This window comes from Veillonella ratti (genome assembly GCF_003992115.1).
GTDB lineage: Bacteria > Bacillota > Negativicutes > Veillonellales > Veillonellaceae > Veillonella_A > Veillonella_A ratti.
Genome location: NZ_RQUX01000029.1, coordinates 1 through 15,176 on the forward strand (window position 1 = coordinate 1; position 15,176 = coordinate 15,176).

At 44.6% G+C, this 15,176-nt stretch carries 13 protein-coding genes; 3 read left to right on the forward strand and 10 right to left on the reverse strand.

Features of this window, described 5'->3' with window-relative positions; genetic code table 11:
* Positions 1 to 106: 106 nt before the first annotated feature.
* Entirely contained in the window at positions 107 to 652 is a 546-nt protein-coding gene (locus EO124_RS09795) for a TetR/AcrR family transcriptional regulator (protein ID WP_127059354.1), read from the reverse strand.
* A 398-nt stretch (positions 653 to 1,050) separates the two neighbouring features.
* On the opposite strand from EO124_RS09795, the gene EO124_RS09800 reads away from it, so the two are divergent.
* Positions 1,051 to 1,734: an isochorismatase family protein gene (locus EO124_RS09800; protein WP_021841258.1), complete on the forward strand. Its 684-nt coding sequence runs from the start codon at positions 1,051 to 1,053 to the stop codon at positions 1,732 to 1,734.
* Between the two features lie 150 nt (positions 1,735 to 1,884).
* On the opposite strand, the gene larA is transcribed toward EO124_RS09800, so the two are convergent.
* On the reverse strand, positions 1,885 to 3,159 hold the full coding sequence (gene larA / locus EO124_RS09805) for a nickel-dependent lactate racemase (protein WP_127059355.1): 1,275 nt from the start codon (positions 3,157 to 3,159) through the stop codon (positions 1,885 to 1,887).
* Positions 3,160 to 3,389: 230 nt separating this feature from the next.
* Positions 3,390 to 3,530 (reverse strand): hypothetical protein, encoded by a 141-nt coding sequence (locus EO124_RS10240; RefSeq protein ID WP_021841256.1) that lies wholly within the window; start codon positions 3,528 to 3,530, stop codon positions 3,390 to 3,392.
* Between the two features lie 227 nt (positions 3,531 to 3,757).
* Between EO124_RS10240 and EO124_RS09810 the strand changes: the two genes are divergently transcribed.
* On the forward strand, positions 3,758 to 5,473 hold the full coding sequence (locus tag EO124_RS09810; protein ID WP_127059356.1) for a sensor histidine kinase: 1,716 nt from the start codon (positions 3,758 to 3,760) through the stop codon (positions 5,471 to 5,473).
* Between the two features lie 12 nt (positions 5,474 to 5,485).
* A complete protein-coding gene (locus EO124_RS09815) occupies positions 5,486 to 6,406 on the forward strand; it encodes a LytR/AlgR family response regulator transcription factor (RefSeq protein ID WP_127059357.1) in 921 nt (306 codons plus the stop codon).
* A gap of 252 nt (positions 6,407 to 6,658) precedes the next feature.
* Here the strand turns inward: EO124_RS09815 and EO124_RS09820 are convergent, their stop codons facing one another.
* The 7 genes from EO124_RS09820 to EO124_RS09845 form a co-directional block, all read right to left on the reverse strand.
* A complete protein-coding gene (locus EO124_RS09820) occupies positions 6,659 to 8,488 on the reverse strand; it encodes a carbon starvation CstA family protein (RefSeq protein ID WP_277600416.1) in 1,830 nt (609 codons plus the stop codon).
* 277 nt (positions 8,489 to 8,765) lie between these two features.
* Positions 8,766 to 8,888: a hypothetical protein gene (locus EO124_RS10385; protein ID WP_277600417.1), complete on the reverse strand. Its 123-nt coding sequence runs from the start codon at positions 8,886 to 8,888 to the stop codon at positions 8,766 to 8,768.
* 250 nt (positions 8,889 to 9,138) lie between these two features.
* Positions 9,139 to 10,308, reverse strand: coding sequence for an iron-containing alcohol dehydrogenase (locus EO124_RS09825; RefSeq protein ID WP_127059358.1), 1,170 nt, complete (start codon positions 10,306 to 10,308; stop codon positions 9,139 to 9,141).
* Positions 10,309 to 10,418: 110 nt separating this feature from the next.
* Positions 10,419 to 11,546, reverse strand: a complete 1,128-nt coding sequence (locus EO124_RS09830; RefSeq protein WP_127059359.1) for an aldose epimerase family protein — start codon at positions 11,544 to 11,546, stop codon at positions 10,419 to 10,421.
* Between the two features lie 114 nt (positions 11,547 to 11,660).
* Positions 11,661 to 12,737: a GTP 3',8-cyclase MoaA gene (locus EO124_RS09835; RefSeq protein ID WP_241230708.1), complete on the reverse strand. Its 1,077-nt coding sequence runs from the start codon at positions 12,735 to 12,737 to the stop codon at positions 11,661 to 11,663.
* 119 nt (positions 12,738 to 12,856) lie between these two features.
* Positions 12,857 to 13,294 (reverse strand): MOSC domain-containing protein, encoded by a 438-nt coding sequence (locus EO124_RS09840; RefSeq protein WP_127059361.1) that lies wholly within the window; start codon positions 13,292 to 13,294, stop codon positions 12,857 to 12,859.
* A 388-nt stretch (positions 13,295 to 13,682) separates the two neighbouring features.
* Positions 13,683 to 15,017, reverse strand: coding sequence for a nucleobase:cation symporter-2 family protein (locus EO124_RS09845; protein ID WP_021841247.1), 1,335 nt, complete (start codon positions 15,015 to 15,017; stop codon positions 13,683 to 13,685).
* Between the last annotated feature and the right edge of the window lie 159 nt (positions 15,018 to 15,176).

The following is a 15,176-nucleotide window of genomic DNA, read 5'->3' on the forward strand; positions in this document are numbered from 1 at the left end:
CTCTATGATTTTTTCACAACAAAAAAAACTCAATGTATAGCTTATAAATACGCTGGCTATACATTGAGCTTGTACACACACTATTTAATTGAATACTCCGAGCTTTTTAACTCCACTGGTCACATTTCAAACCGCCCAAAATAAATTGCAAAATCTTCTTTTGCAGGCGATACCACTCGTTCTCTTTTAACTCTAACAAACTGCGGTTAACCGAGCTGCTGCCATTAACGATAAATTTAAAAAGCAATTCCGCTTCATCCTGTTTCATATTTAGCTCTTTCATGAGCACCGGAACGATCTTAGGGCTTTCATACTGGTAGATTTTTTGAGCGATAATCGGAGCCACATCCGCATCTTTTACGAGGAATCTGTATTTTTCAAGTTCCAAATATTTATGACACGGCGGAAATAAAGAGCTGTCCTTCGGTAACTCCTCATCCCCCGTCTGATTTAACATAATTTGCAACTTCTTAAGCGATCCCTGCTTTTCTTTGGGCGTCATGGAATTGATAAGTTGCAGGCTATCGTTAATAATATCCTCCAACAAGTCATCAATGGTGTTGTAGTATAAATAAAACGTTCCTCGCGCAATATGCGCTTCCCGACAAAGCGCGGTAATGCGGATGGTCCGAAAATGACTGGTTTTCAGCATAAGCAGCAGTGTATCTTTTATATGTTCGCGAGTATCCGTTGATACGTGTCGTTTAGTTCCTGTTTTTTCATTCGAGCTTTCAATCAAGGTAAATCTCCATCTCCTTACTGTTGAAATCATAGCTATATTATTATCTCTTATTTTATCATGGAGACTATTATTTCTGTGAAAAACCCGGTCAACTATAAACACATTTCAATTTCTGTATATTTTTTTACAAAAAACGCAATTTATGTACACTTTTTATTTTCTGTTCATTGCTTTCTAACAATCAGCCAAAGTATAGACATATTTAAATTTCTGCATATTGTTTCTAAATAGCCCGCTCACTATAATAGGATACACAAGGTACACCAGAGATGTGCCAAGGTTTGTATTCCTTGAAAGGAGATTTCAAAATGGAACTTTACAAAAATTTTGACGGCAAAGCCCCTATGATTGACGTTAATGACACAGCTATGTTGCTTATTGACCACCAAAGCGGTCTCTTCCAATGTATTAATGACATTGATTTCTTGCGTATTCGCGACAGAGCGATTGCGTTAGCTGAAGCAGCTGCATTAGTAAATATGCCTGTTATTACGACGGCTTCCGTACCCCAAGGTCCAAATGGTCCGTTGATTCCGGAAATCCATGAAGTGGCTCCGCATGCAGTATATGTAGCACGTCGCGGCGAAGTAAACTCTTGGGATTGTAAAGATTTCGTAGATGCTGTAAAAGCAACCGGTAAAAAGACGTTAATCATCGCCGGTACGGTAACAAGTGTATGCATGGCATTACCGGCTATTTGTGCTGTTAATGAAGGCTATCGCGTATTTGCAGTGCCTGACGCATCCGGTACGTATTCCAAAGAAGCTGCTATGGCCACTATGATGCGCCTCACCCAAGCAGGGGTTGTGGTAACTGACGCCGGTGCTGTATTGGCAGAATTACAGCGCACATGGCATACACCTCAAGCCGACAAATGGGCTCAAATTTGGGGTCGTATTTTTACAAATTATCGTCTTCTTTTAGAAAGCTATGCTAAAGCTGTAGAAGTAACAAAATCCGGCGAACCAATGGACAACGAACGCGAAGATTAATTTTGCGCCGCCCCACTTATTAATCTATAGCAAGTATAAAAACACCTCCTCGTTGATTAATATATGGTAAGTCTAAAACAAAGTAAGGAGCAGTAACGAAATCGAGTTTTTAAACTCACATTTCAGTTACTGCTCCTTATTAATTTCCTTTTATTTCACTACAACCGATACTCCATCAGGAATGACAGTTATTGATGCATTCTTCCCTTTTATCTCCATAGCACGATTTAAAGCTTCCGCAAATGTAAAGGCATGTTCAATATGCATGTCTTTTAACATTTGAGGATCACACTGATCAGTCACAACAATGACTGTAAATTGGTCAAGAATTCGTGCTAGAATTTGCATTTCCCACTGATCCGGAATTGTTTCATTCCGTGGCACCTTAGCAATGCGGTCAAGCAGTTCTCTAGGGGTTTTGACCGCCTTTAAATTATCATATAGGGATTGACCGCCGTGCCCATCATTGCAGGCCGCAATCATAATAATAACGCCATCTTTATTGCATGTTGCTTCAGCGACCGTCATCCCTTTAACCGCTTGATAAATATTCTGGTCCAACGGATAGCCGCCATTAGTGGTAACAACAATATCAGCGGGTGCCTTTGGTACGCTGGCAAGTTTTGAAACAAATTCACAGCCTACTTCATGGGCTTTTTCAGAATCGCCGGCAAAGGCATTGATAATATGCTTTTCAGAATCGATAACAACGTTTAGGATAAATGCTAAATTAGCAGCTTTAGCAGCGTATTTCATATCTTTATGAATAGGGTTGTTTTCCAATATACCGGTCCTGGCATTTGGGCTATTTATAAATTCAGCACAGTGATTGGCCATGACTGTAACCGCTGAGGCAATCCCCGGTAAAATACTCTTACGACCTCCGGAAAAACCGGCAAAAAAGTGCGGTTCAATGAAACCTTCGGCTATGAGTAATTCTGTTTCTACAGCTAATTTATTGATGATACACGCACCGCCTGACGGCAAAGTACCAATTCTCGCCATTTGCGAGTCATCACCGGATATATGATTTACAATCTTTTCATGGGCTACGATGTCCGGACCGAATTTATCGATCATTTCTTCCTTGGTTGTGGGTCTGTGAAAACCGGTAGCCACGAGAATTGTAATATCAATGGCAGGATTCACCTCACGGATTCGACGCAGCAAAATCGGCATGGTAATCTTACTTGGTACCGGTCTGGTATGGTCACTGGTGATGATGACCATGTTCTTTTTCCCTTTAACCAGGTCTTCTAATTTGACACTGCCAATCGGATTATCCAAGGCTTGTTCCACTAATGCTTCTTCAGGTGCCGTAGCCTTATATTCGGCTGAGCCGGATTCTAAAACGCCTTTGAGATTTGCTTCCGGCACCTGGATTGAAATGAAGTCTTTTGAGTATGGTACTTTAAATGTGCGCATATTATAGCCCCCTAATAGATATAAAACCTACGCCCTAAACCTCCATGTGATATGAGTGACAAATAATTTTTGAAAATATATTCATTTTTCTTATCACGAGTTAAATATATCACTCGTCAATCAAATTTGCAATAATTAAATCAAGTTTAGACCATAAAAATAAGCCCAATATACATCATTTCAACGAAATGAATATATTGAGCCTATGCAAAGTTTAAGTTAAACCGTTTTTATAATCCGAAAATCCAGAACACGCCCAAGCGCACAAAGCTGAGTGTGAGCACCCAGAACGCCAAGAAATGAAGGGTACCTTCGAGACCCTGACCTAAACGGTTTGCCCCGGATTTAAATACGATATCGCACCAACACATACTATGCCTCCTATCAAACTAAACTGTCACTGTGACAGGTAATCAATCATTCAATCTTGCCTAATCTCACCTATGTTTTAGATGGTTTTATTTTACTAAATTCGTCATCGTTTCACAATCGAAAAATGACCATTTTGCAATCTTAATATAACCCTATGGCTATCCTTTAGTATTTTGCATCTGTGATATAATAATAACAATAAATTGCATTAACGAAAGGATTTTTCATGGCTATCGACATACTTTTACTTGAAATGATAAAACGCATCAGCTATGCCGTCATACTGGGGCTCATCGTTTCAAGGCTCAAACTTTTCGACCGTCTCATGGTCAACAAACTATCGTGGTTCGACCGCATCGCCTTTACGGTCATTTTTTCCAGCATCGCCATCCTCGGCACCTACGGCGGGATTCCCATTCAGGATGCCCTTGCCAACTCGCGCATGATTGGTATCATGGCGGCCGGTCTCATTGGCGGCCCGTACCTCGGCACGTCCGTCGGTATCGTGTCCGGCTTGCACCGCTATTCGTTGGGTGGTTTTACGGCCCTTGCCTGTGCCATTTCCTCCATCACCGAAGGGTTCTTGGCCGGTCTTTTTCAAAAATACTACAAAGGCAAGCTCATTCCGTGGCCGATTGCCCTCGGTATCGGGTTCTTCGGCGAGATTCTGCAGATGCTTATCATCTTGCTCGTCGCTCAGCCCTATGACCAAGCATACGCCCTCGTAAACAGCATCACTGTACCGATGACGATTGCCAACTCGTTAGGCCTTGCCCTTTTCATGTATATCATCAAAGCAGGCCTCTACCAACGGACGCAGCAAAAGGCGAATCAGAGTCAAAATATCTTGTCCATCGCCCGCGAAACGGTACGTTATTTCCGTAAAGGTCTTAATCCGGATTCGGCCAATGCGGTTGTGCAAATTATTAAAAAGCACAGCCCCTACGACGCGGTGTCTATTACGGATACGAAGCAGGTTCTCGCCTATATCGGGGCCGAAAGCAATCACCATGCGCCCGGCATGAATGACCATTTGACGCATGTAACCATCGATTCGTTGACGTCCGGTACGATTCATATCGCCTACTCGCCAGCTGAAATCGGTTGTACCCACCCGAACTGTACGCTCAGCAGTGCCATTGTGGTACCGCTCATGATAAAAACGCGTATCATCGGTACGTTGAAGATGTATTATACATCGCCGTCCTATCATCCGGATTCGTCGGATATTGCCTTCGCTCAAGGTCTGGCTGACTTATTTTCAACCCAGCTGGAGCTGACGGAAATCGACTACCAACGTCGTTTGACCGAGGCAGCGAAAATGCAGGCATTACATACCCAGATTAATCCGCATTTTCTGTTCAATACGCTGAATACCATTTCCTCATTGATTCGTACCAATCCGGAGCTGGCAAGGCGTTTGCTCATCAAATTTTCGCAAATTTTCCGTTTTACCTTGCAGTATACGGGCCGCGTTATTATGTTTGAAAAAGAATGGGCTCAGGTCAGCGGTTTTCTTGAAATTGCCATTGCCCGCCACGGCGATAAGTTATTCGTAACGCATAATTTGGACCCCGCTATTTTCAGCTACGGCATCCCGTCCTTAACGCTGCAACCGATTATTGAAAACTCCATCAAGCACGGTCTCCAACCGCGCGAGGTGGGCGGTTCCATCGCCATTGAAGGAACCATGACGGACACGGATATTATAATCACCGTTACCGATGACGGCGTCGGTTTCCAAGGCGACCCGGATTATTATCTGGAACATCCGCCACAAGGTCATATCGGACTTAGCAATGTGCATCACCGCTTGCGCGGTCTCTACGGTGCCCCGTACGGTCTTGAAATTACTTCGGTTCCTGAAGAAGGCACCACCGTTGTTATCCGCATCCCTAAAGTTCAACCGGAATCCGATCCGACACCGGAACGAACGGAATAGAAAGGAGATTCTATGATTCGCACCATCCTTATTGATGATGAAGCGCCGGCTCGCGACGAGCTGCGGTACTTACTCACTACCAACCACAGTGATGTAATCGATATTATCGGCGAAGCCGACAACGCTACGGCCGCGATTTCTTTAATTACCCGTGAAAAACCGGCTTTAATCTTCCTTGATATCCATATGCGCGGTCTGTCCGGTTTGGAACTGGCTCAAGTCATTCACGACATTTCACCGGATAGCAAAATCATCTTTGCCACGGCCTATGATGAATATGCCCTCAAAGCCTTCGAGCTGCAGGCTTTAGACTATGTGGTAAAACCGATTGAAGATGACCGTTTGGCTAAAGCGGTTCAGCATGTGCAAAAATTGGTGGGAGCCACCGGCCATACGCAGTCACACGGCACCGGAGCCGCCGGTAACGCAGCCGCAAGTAATGGTACAACCGCTAACCATGCAGCCGCTAACAATGCTACATCAGTTGCGGCCACCGGAGCCAAAAGTGCTCCCGAAGCTATCAGCGTAGCCGGTGCAAAGCAGAACGACGCAAACGATCAAAGCATCAAGCCGGTTATCCGCACTAATAAACTGGCCGTTGATGACGGTGCCCACATCATGCTCATCGACATCGACAGCATCAACTACATTACCGGTGAATCGGGCCGTCTCGACGTTCATACCGATACCGGTAAATACGGCTCCAATAAAACGCTGACGGAGTTACAGGATCGCTTAAAAGGCACATCCCTCTTCCGCGTTCACCGCAGTTATATCGTCAACTTAAATAAAGTGCAGGAAGTCATTCCGTGGTTCAAAGGCACTTATTGGTTACGTTTGCCCCAGCAGACGGCCAAAGGCCAAGAGCTCGTAGATATTCCAGTGAGCAAGGCACAGGTTAAACTGATTAAAGAATTGTTGGGCATCAGCTAAGAAAGCCGCGGACTATAAGACAACGACTTGGACTATACGACAAAGCATCAAATGCTTAATTAATAAGCTAGCCTCAACAATCAGCTTCAAACATTTTAACAATATACGACAAATGCCATAGGCATCGTTACTACGGTTTTCACCGAGCAACGTGTCTATGGCATTTTTTATCTGCTTAACAGCATAATTTAAGGGCGTACATTTATGTTTGTAAGCTATTAGTCGTTTACTTTTTAGCCTATTAACGTTCGATTAAACGTTTTCAGGTTCCATATCTTCGAGAGTTTCCTCTTCGATATCAGCTTCGGTACGGAAATCTTGCGGCTGTTTTGCCAAACGAATCCAGCTGCGAACCGCTTCAACCATAACGACTGCTACCAAGATGAACATGACTACACTAACGCCAACGAGCATCCACTGACCTTCCGGAATGTAGTTGCCGAATACGTTTTGATAGTCAGCCATAACAGTGATGATGGCAATGAAGAAACATGGAATCATCGTTACCCATGCATAGCGTTTGTGGCCAAGGTGCATGATAACCGTTGTACCGATGGCGAGACCCATAGTTGCTAAGAGCTGGTTGGATACGCCGAATAATGGCCAAATGGTACCGATGTTACCTTGTAATACGAGGTAACCCCAAGTGAAACATACGAGGAAGGACGCAATGTAAACGCCTGGTAACCAGTGAGCGTCTTTCATTTTTGGCCAAGCCATACCCAATAATTCCTGCACCATATAACGGCTTACGCGAGTACCGGTATCGATCAAAGTCAAGATGAACAAGGCTTCGAACATGATACAGAAGTGGTACCAGTAGCTCATCAAGTGAGACATGTTAGGAATTTTGGAGAAAATGTGAGCCATACCAACTGCCAAGGATACAGCGCCGCCCGGACGGTGCATCAAGTCTTCCCCTACCATCTGGGAAAGCATTGGCAATTCTTGAACTTGAAGACCCAATGCGGAGAAAGTTTCCGTAGTGGAGTTAATTGCAAAGTAATCGTTTGGATGTAAGCTGGTTGCTGCAATCAAAGCCATCATAGCGATGAAGGCTTCAGTAAGCATCGCACCGTAACCGATTGGGAGCATTTCTTTTTCATTCGTAATCATTTTAGGAGTTGTACCGGTAGATACGGTCGCATGGAAACCGGACAACGCACCACAAGCAATGGTGATGAATACGAATGGAACTGCGGAACCGCTAAGTACAGGGCCACCGCCGTTTACATAGTCGGAGAAAGCTGGCATTTGAAGAACCGGCATAACAAGAATAATACCTAAGGCTAATGCACCGATGGTGCCGACTTTCATGTAAGTGGACAAGTAACCACGTGGAGCTAATAATAACCAAACCGGTAGAGCGGCTGCGAAGAAGCTGTAAACAGCCAACATGATTTGAATGGATTTACGATCCCAAGTGAAGTAAGGGGCCAAAGAAGAATGAGCGATGTCAGGACCGTATACAACAGCGGCCATGATTAAAGCTACACCGATAACAGTGGCTTCACGAATTTTGCCCGGGCGAATCCAACGAAGGTAAATACCGATGAATACGGCGATAGGAATCGTAGCACTTACTGTGAAAAAGCCCCATGAGGAGTTTTCAAGGGAGTTGGCAACTACGGCTGCCATACCGGCCATCGTGATGATGAGCAAGAACAAAGTAGCAAGCAACGTGCCCATACCGGCAACGCTGGAAATTTCGGATTTTGCAATATCCGCAATGGATTTACCGTTATAACGAACGGATGCAAAAAGCAACACGAAGTCGTGAACGGCACCGGCTAATACGGAACCAATCAAAATCCAGAGCACGCCCGGTAAGTAACCGAACTGAGCGGCAATTACAGGACCAACCAAAGGACCGGCACCGGCAATCGCTGCAAAGTGCTGACCGAAAGTAACCCATTTGTTGGTTGGTACATAGTCTACCCCGTCATTAATCGCTACCGCCGGGGTTGTGCGATATTGATTTACTGTTAATACTTTAGCCGCCACGAATGACCCGTACAAGCGATAGGCAATTACGAGTATGAGGGCCGAAGCAATGACTAAATAAAGCCCGTTCATTTCCATAAACATAAACCTCCTAAAATAAATGCAATAAACTATGCTGTAAGATATTTTATAACCTATCTTTATCTGATAGCATTGTATGTTATTTTAGAAAAGGCGTAAACGAGTTTTCGATGAATGGAACAAAAGAGGCGGTCAATAGAAATAAGACCGCCTCAAAGGAAATAGAATTTATTGATTTTTATCTTTTTATAAAAAGCTATTGTATTTACTATAAATACTTTCTGCCGCAAAAAGTCTATTTAATGCTACATCTGCCCAAGCGAATTTGCTTGCGTTACTCCCCTTTATCTTTTAAATGACGTGTCGCAATTTCAGCCAGTTTTTCTATCAATTCCATATTCTCCCGATCTTCATCACTGAGAGATTTCACATACTCCTTATAGTCATCCCATGTCATAGCCAATTCCCCTTACCAAATAATATCCGATTTGAATTTATCCCAAAAAAGCGACACTTTCGTGCCGCTTTCGGGTAGGTGATGCCACCATCACCAAGAGCTCTTAAGAGCCATATGCTACTGTTATACTAACACTTCTATTTATTAATAGCAATAAACAAACAGTTCATTTATGTAAAGTTTCGGTATATATATTGTAATTTTCTTTAAACACTTAAAAAGCTCTTATCGATTAAATATCGAAAATTAATCATAACGCACTTTGATAAATCGCCAAAATATCTTCTGTCGTAAAGTTGGTATACGATGTCGGATAGCGATTAGAGCTTGCAGCTATCTTAGGCAAGGCTTCGGCCGGAATGCCCACTTCGGTCAATGTTGTGGGAGCCCCGATGGATTTGAAATAAGCGCGTAACGCATCGATGCCGGCCAAGGCCAAGGTAGCTTCGTTGGCGTATTCGTCTTCGCTGAGTCCCCATACATTTTTAGCAAAGCGAACGAAACGAGGTAAGTGATCTTTGAAGATATAACGAAGTAACATTGGATGTACAATGGCGAGGCCCGCACCATGCGGAATGTCGTAAAATGCAGACAATGCATGTTCAATCTGATGGGCCATCCAATCCTGTTTTTTACCAAGACCCATAATACCGTTCAAGACCAAGGTGGCTCCCCACATGAGATTGGAACGAGCTTCGTAGTCTTCCGGATTTTTAATGGCAACAGCTGCGTTGGCCATAATGTTTTTAAACGCCGCTTCAATGAGGGCATCGCTTACATTGTTGGTTTCCGGCAAGGAGAAATACTGTTCCATCAAATGGGACAGCATGTCGCAAATACCGTTAATCATCTGATTGTGCGGCATGGAATAGGTGTAGACCGGATCTAAGTAGGAGAACTGCGGGAACAGTGCATCACCGTAACCGCCCATTTTCTTCTGTGATTCCCAATTGGTCACAACGCCGCGATTATTCATTTCACTGCCCGTGGCTGACATGGTAAGCACAACACCAAACGGTAACGCATCGGTTACGTTTTCACGCTTCATGAACATGTGCTCCCACCAGTCATAGCCGGGCTCTGTTTTAGCGACTGCCGCAATGAATTTGGAGCAGTCAATAACGGATCCGCCGCCTACAGCCAAGATGAAATCCACCTTATGCTCACGGCACAAATCGGCTCCTTCCTGCACTTTTTCAGTACGCGGATTGGACATAATACCGCTTAGTTCAATGACGTTTTTACCGGCCGCTTTAAGTTGCGCCATGACGTCGTCATAGATGCCGTTGCGTTTAATACTGCCACCACCATAGGTTAACAGCACGTTTTGACCGTATTTTGCCAAATCTTGCCCCAATTGAGCTACACAGCCCTTGCCAAATACGATTTTGGTCGGATTATGAAATGTAAATGCGTCCATAGGTCTTAACCTCCTTGGTAAACAGGTATATCAATATAAATAAAACCGGCTGTGCTTGGCACAACCGGTCAAGTATCATACTTTAATTGTAAAATATATTATCGTTTTTGTCAGCCATTGAGTAAATCTACTCTATAAGTAATATGCCGTTCATAAATGGTCCCCGCTTTAGTCAGCGATTCGCCGAAATTAGGCAGGTTAACATCATTCGGGGCAAATTGCGGCTCTATACACATACCGCTGTAAGGCCCGTAATGCACCCCGTCACGACCGGTTTCATCGAGCCAGTTACCGGTGTACAACTGAAAGCCCGGCGCATTGGAGTATACCTCCAAGGCTAAGTCAGCTACGTGCATAGTCCCACACAAAGCCAGGTGTTTGGTCATATCCTCCCTATCGCTGAAACGGTGATTAACGGGTAGCGCAAACATTTTGCTGGTCGTAGGCAGGCGCAGTACATACTGATGATCATAGCCTCTATATTCTGCCAATTCTTCCTTATAGGCATTCAAACTATTCCCTAAGGTACGCCATACACTGAAATCAAAAGGTGTTCGTTCTACCGAAGCAATATGACCGGTAGGGATCTGGTTTTCACCAAACGGCATATAACGAATCGCGTCCAAGCGCAATTGGTGATTCGTTATGAGTGACTGTTCCTTGCGGCCCTCATTTGTGTTAGCAGCGGTGCCGTTCAAATTAAAATAACTGTGCCCCGTAATATTAACTACGGAATTACGGGATGTCATATAGCGATACGTTAAATTCACGTCCGCCCCATTGACGATAATATCCAGTTGTACCCGCAAGTCGCCGGGAAAGCCGTCTTCTTCACTGCGCAACATCGTGGCCAAAGTGATTTTATCATAATTAAAGGCCTGTTTAGCGCTTTGCGGTACTAAATGCCACACGTCAAAACTCAAACTATTTTCACCGCTATGAAGTAAGTTGGGGCCGTTATTCGGCTTCCAATGATACTCGGTGCCGTCAATTTCACAACGGGCGCCGGCAATTCGATTGGCAACCCTACCGACGGACGCACCTAAATAGGCCGTTCCTTCTTCATAACCTTGTAAGGAGTCATAGCCCAACACAATATTACGCTCTAAAGGTTTTACAATAAAGTCGACGATGGTGGCCCCTCTGTCGATTACGCGCAGCTTAATTGTATCCGATTCCAATTCATACATAGTAACAGGTTCACCATTAGCCGTTGTGCCCCAATCAAATCGTTTCATTACACCACCTCATTTATTCTATTCAGGCTGACGACACCCTACAGTCAAGCCTAAACCGCATTTTACCTCATATAATAATCAAGTCTTGCCGTTTACACCCAATAAAAGCAATTACTAACCGCCGATTCGCCACATGGCACGCTTAGGCGCCGCCATATCCGGCCCTTCGTGCTGTTCACGACGGAGTTGCAATACGTCCTTAATATGTTCAGCCAACTCTTCGGATGACTTGCCTTGACGCACCAAGCTGACCAAATCCGCTTCATCGTCGCGCAATAAGCAAAGACGCAAACGACCGTCCGATGTGAGTCGCACGCGATTGCATTCATGACAGTAGCTGTGGCTCATTGGAAAAATGAAGCCCACTACCGGACCTTGCGGCAAGGCGTAATACGTAGCCGGACCGAAGCCGGTTACTGATTTGGACTTTTTAGTAGCGGTCGCTTTACCGTCTTTAACTTCATCAGCTTCAACAGCATGTCCGTTCCCGCTTTTAGCACCCTTTTCAGCACCCTTTTTCGCTCCGTTCTTTTCAACCGGAATTAGCGGCCCCCCGCAGATTCTGGTTAATTGAGCCTGCCATTCTTCAAATGTAGGTCCTCTAAATGTCTGGCCTTGGAACGGCATGTATTCGATAAAACGCCAAATTACGGGCCATTTTTCCATATACGCCAAGAGGGATCGCACCATACCATCGGACATGGGCTCCATCAACACCGTGTTTATTTTAACGGACGTAAAACCCGCTGCGAGGGCCGCTTCAATCCCCTTGATAACAGCCGATAACTCACCGGTTCGTCCGGTTCGCATGTCAAAGGTAACTTCATCAACCGCATCAAGGCTGATGTTTACACGATTAAGCCCAAGCTTTTGAAGCTCCTTGGCACGTTTACCCAGCAAACTGCCGTTCGTCGTCATGGATACGTCTTCAAACCACTGCCGCGCCTGCAATTTTTGGAGTAATTCATCCAAATGCGGATAGAGTAGCGGTTCACCGCCCGTAAGGCGCAACGCTCGCACGCCTAATTGATGGAAGGCCCCCAAAACGGTAAGCCATTCGTCGGGCGTCAATAAGTTTGTCTGACTTTCCGGCGTAATCGCCTCCGGCCGACAATAAGGACAACAAAAGTTGCAGGCTTCGGTCAGCGAAAGACGCACATATTCAATTGTCCGTTGCCAATTATCCTGCACCATACAATTCTCCTTTACACACTTCTGCATTATCCGGTACCGAATCATTCGGTACTGATTTATTAACCACTGATTCGGTAGTTTCTGATTGATCCAAACCTGATTTATTTAAAATAAAATTAGTCGTTACTGACGGTTACTTCATCGCCGACGCGAATCACGCCGCCTTCAAGCACACGGGCAAAAATCCCCTGGGTCGGCATAATACAGGAACCGACCTGTTTTTGGATTTCGCAACCGGAATGACATTCCTTGCCAATCTGTGTCACTTCAAGCACGATACCGTTGCCCACATTTAGCTTCGTGCCAACCGGCAACTCATATAAAACGAGGCCTTCTACGGTAATGTTTTCAGCAAAATCACCGGGATTCACATCAGCCCCTTTAGCCCGCATCAAGTCGATGCTCTGAATACCGAGCAAGCTGATCTGACGGTGCCATTTGCCCGCATGGGCATCGCCGGCCATCCCGAAATCGGTCAACAATTCCGCTTCCGGAATGTTGTGTTTTTTCTGCCCCTTTTTTTCACTTATGGAAATAGCAATAATCTTTGCCATATATATGTAAATCCTTTCTGTTGCATACAAGAATACATCTATCATTAAAACCATAGTCACGATAAAGCTAAAACATACAGCGGTTCTAATAATCTATGTCTAGTATGCCACCGCGAGCACCGATTTGTATGTTGCACCGGCAACGCCCGCATTGATTGTTTTCAATATTCTAAACTTTATTATAACATGCTATAATTGAATTTAATACTGTTTAACAAAATAATGCCATATTTATTCAACATAATACCATCGATTTCGAAACCATGCTGAATACCACGCATCGTTGAATAAACAACAAGGGACCACAAATCAATGTGGTCCCTTTATTATGCACAAATTCAGACGATTTTAACCATCATATTTTTATGATTGCTCAGCCAATAACTGATTAATCTTCTTCTTCCACCGCTTCTTCGTGACCCACACCGTTGAAGATAAGGTTCAACACAACGGCTGTCAAACTGCCAAGGGTGATACCGCTATGCAAGATAACGGACGTCCAGCTTGGGAAGTTATGATAGAAGTTCGGTTCGGTCAAGGTAACCATACTCATACCGATACTTACGGCTACGAGCATCAAGTTATAGTTGCCATCAAAGTTTACTTTAGAAAGTGCGCGAATACCGCTGGCAATGATCATGCCGAACATGGCAATACCGGCACCGCCCAATACGGAGTTCGGAATGCACGCAACAATGGCCGCCATCTTAGGCACTAAACCGAGTACCACGAGAATGAGACCGGACGTAGCCACTACGAAACGGCTTTTCACACGAGTTACCGCCAAAAGCCCTACGTTCTGAGCAAACGCCGTGTACGGGAAGCTGTTAAAAATGCCGCCGAGCATGGTGGATAAACCGTCGGCCCGCAAACATCTGGCAAGTCCTTTACGCCCCATCGGTTTTCCTACAATTTCACCGATAGCCACACAGTCGCCGGTCGTTTCTACCATAACTACAAACATAACGATAATCATGGAGATGATGGCGCCCACATCAAAGGTCGGATAACCAAAGGAGAATGGTGTAATAAAGGCCACCCAATCCGCTTGGCCTACTTTGCTGAAATCGGCTACGCCCATGATGGTGGCAATAATGGTGCCCCCAATGAGCCCGATCAACACGGAAATGTTACTCAAAAAGCCTTTACAATAACGATATACAATAATAACAATGGCTAAGGTTATAAAGGCCAAGAATAAACTCATAGGACTGGCAAATTCAGGTGATGTCGGCTTGCCATAACCCGTAATCCAACGCACGGATACCGGCAATAAAGTAATACCGATAATCGTGATGATCGTACCGGTTACCACCGGCGGGAATAAACGAATCAAACGACTGAAATACGGCGCTATCAGGAATGTAAACAGGCCGGCCACGATTATGGCTCCATAGATGGCCGTCATACCGCCTTGCGTACCGATTACAATCATCGGTGTAACTGACGCAAAGGTAACGCCTTGAATCATCGGAATACGAGCGCCCACTTTCCAAAAACCCAAGGTCTGAATCAGTGTGGCAATCCCACAAGTAAATAAATCCGCGTTAATTAAGTGAATTAACTGTTCCGCTGACAAATGCATGGCCTGAGCCACAATAATCGGTACGGCTACGGCACCGGCGTACATGGCCAATACGTGCTGCAAGCCATAGGCAAATAGTTGCGTAGGCGGCAGCATTTCATCCACGGGATGTAATGACCGTTTTGTTTCTTCGCTCATGAGAACCTCCTCATACTAACAACCTGCTTAATACCTACTGATAATTATATACCCTCTTATATAATTATATTTTATACAGTTTCCATCAATAAGACAAATATCCGCGCAACAAATTCATAACTATTTTTTGTTGTTTAATAATTTATTCTTATTTAATAT

Excerpts from the sequence above, each read along its gene's own strand:
- EO124_RS09810 (WP_127059356.1), top strand. The coding sequence starts at position 3,758 with ATGGCTATCGACATACTTTTACTTGAAATGATAAAACGCATCAGCTAT.
- EO124_RS09795 (WP_127059354.1), bottom strand. The coding sequence starts at position 652 with ATGCTGAAAACCAGTCATTTTCGGACCATCCGCATTACCGCGCTTTGT.
- EO124_RS09830 (WP_127059359.1), bottom strand. The coding sequence starts at position 11,546 with ATGAAACGATTTGATTGGGGCACAACGGCTAATGGTGAACCTGTTACT.
- EO124_RS10385 (WP_277600417.1), bottom strand. The coding sequence starts at position 8,888 with ATGACATGGGATGACTATAAGGAGTATGTGAAATCTCTCAGTGATGAA.
- EO124_RS10240 (WP_021841256.1), bottom strand. The coding sequence starts at position 3,530 with ATGTGTTGGTGCGATATCGTATTTAAATCCGGGGCAAACCGTTTAGGT.
- EO124_RS09825 (WP_127059358.1), bottom strand. The coding sequence starts at position 10,308 with ATGGACGCATTTACATTTCATAATCCGACCAAAATCGTATTTGGCAAG.
- EO124_RS09840 (WP_127059361.1), bottom strand. The coding sequence starts at position 13,294 with ATGGCAAAGATTATTGCTATTTCCATAAGTGAAAAAAAGGGGCAGAAA.
- EO124_RS09815 (WP_127059357.1), top strand. The coding sequence starts at position 5,486 with ATGATTCGCACCATCCTTATTGATGATGAAGCGCCGGCTCGCGACGAG.
- larA (WP_127059355.1), bottom strand. The coding sequence starts at position 3,159 with ATGCGCACATTTAAAGTACCATACTCAAAAGACTTCATTTCAATCCAG.
- EO124_RS09845 (WP_021841247.1), bottom strand. The coding sequence starts at position 15,017 with ATGAGCGAAGAAACAAAACGGTCATTACATCCCGTGGATGAAATGCTG.
- EO124_RS09800 (WP_021841258.1), top strand. The coding sequence starts at position 1,051 with ATGGAACTTTACAAAAATTTTGACGGCAAAGCCCCTATGATTGACGTT.
- EO124_RS09820 (WP_277600416.1), bottom strand. The coding sequence starts at position 8,488 with ATGGAAATGAACGGGCTTTATTTAGTCATTGCTTCGGCCCTCATACTC.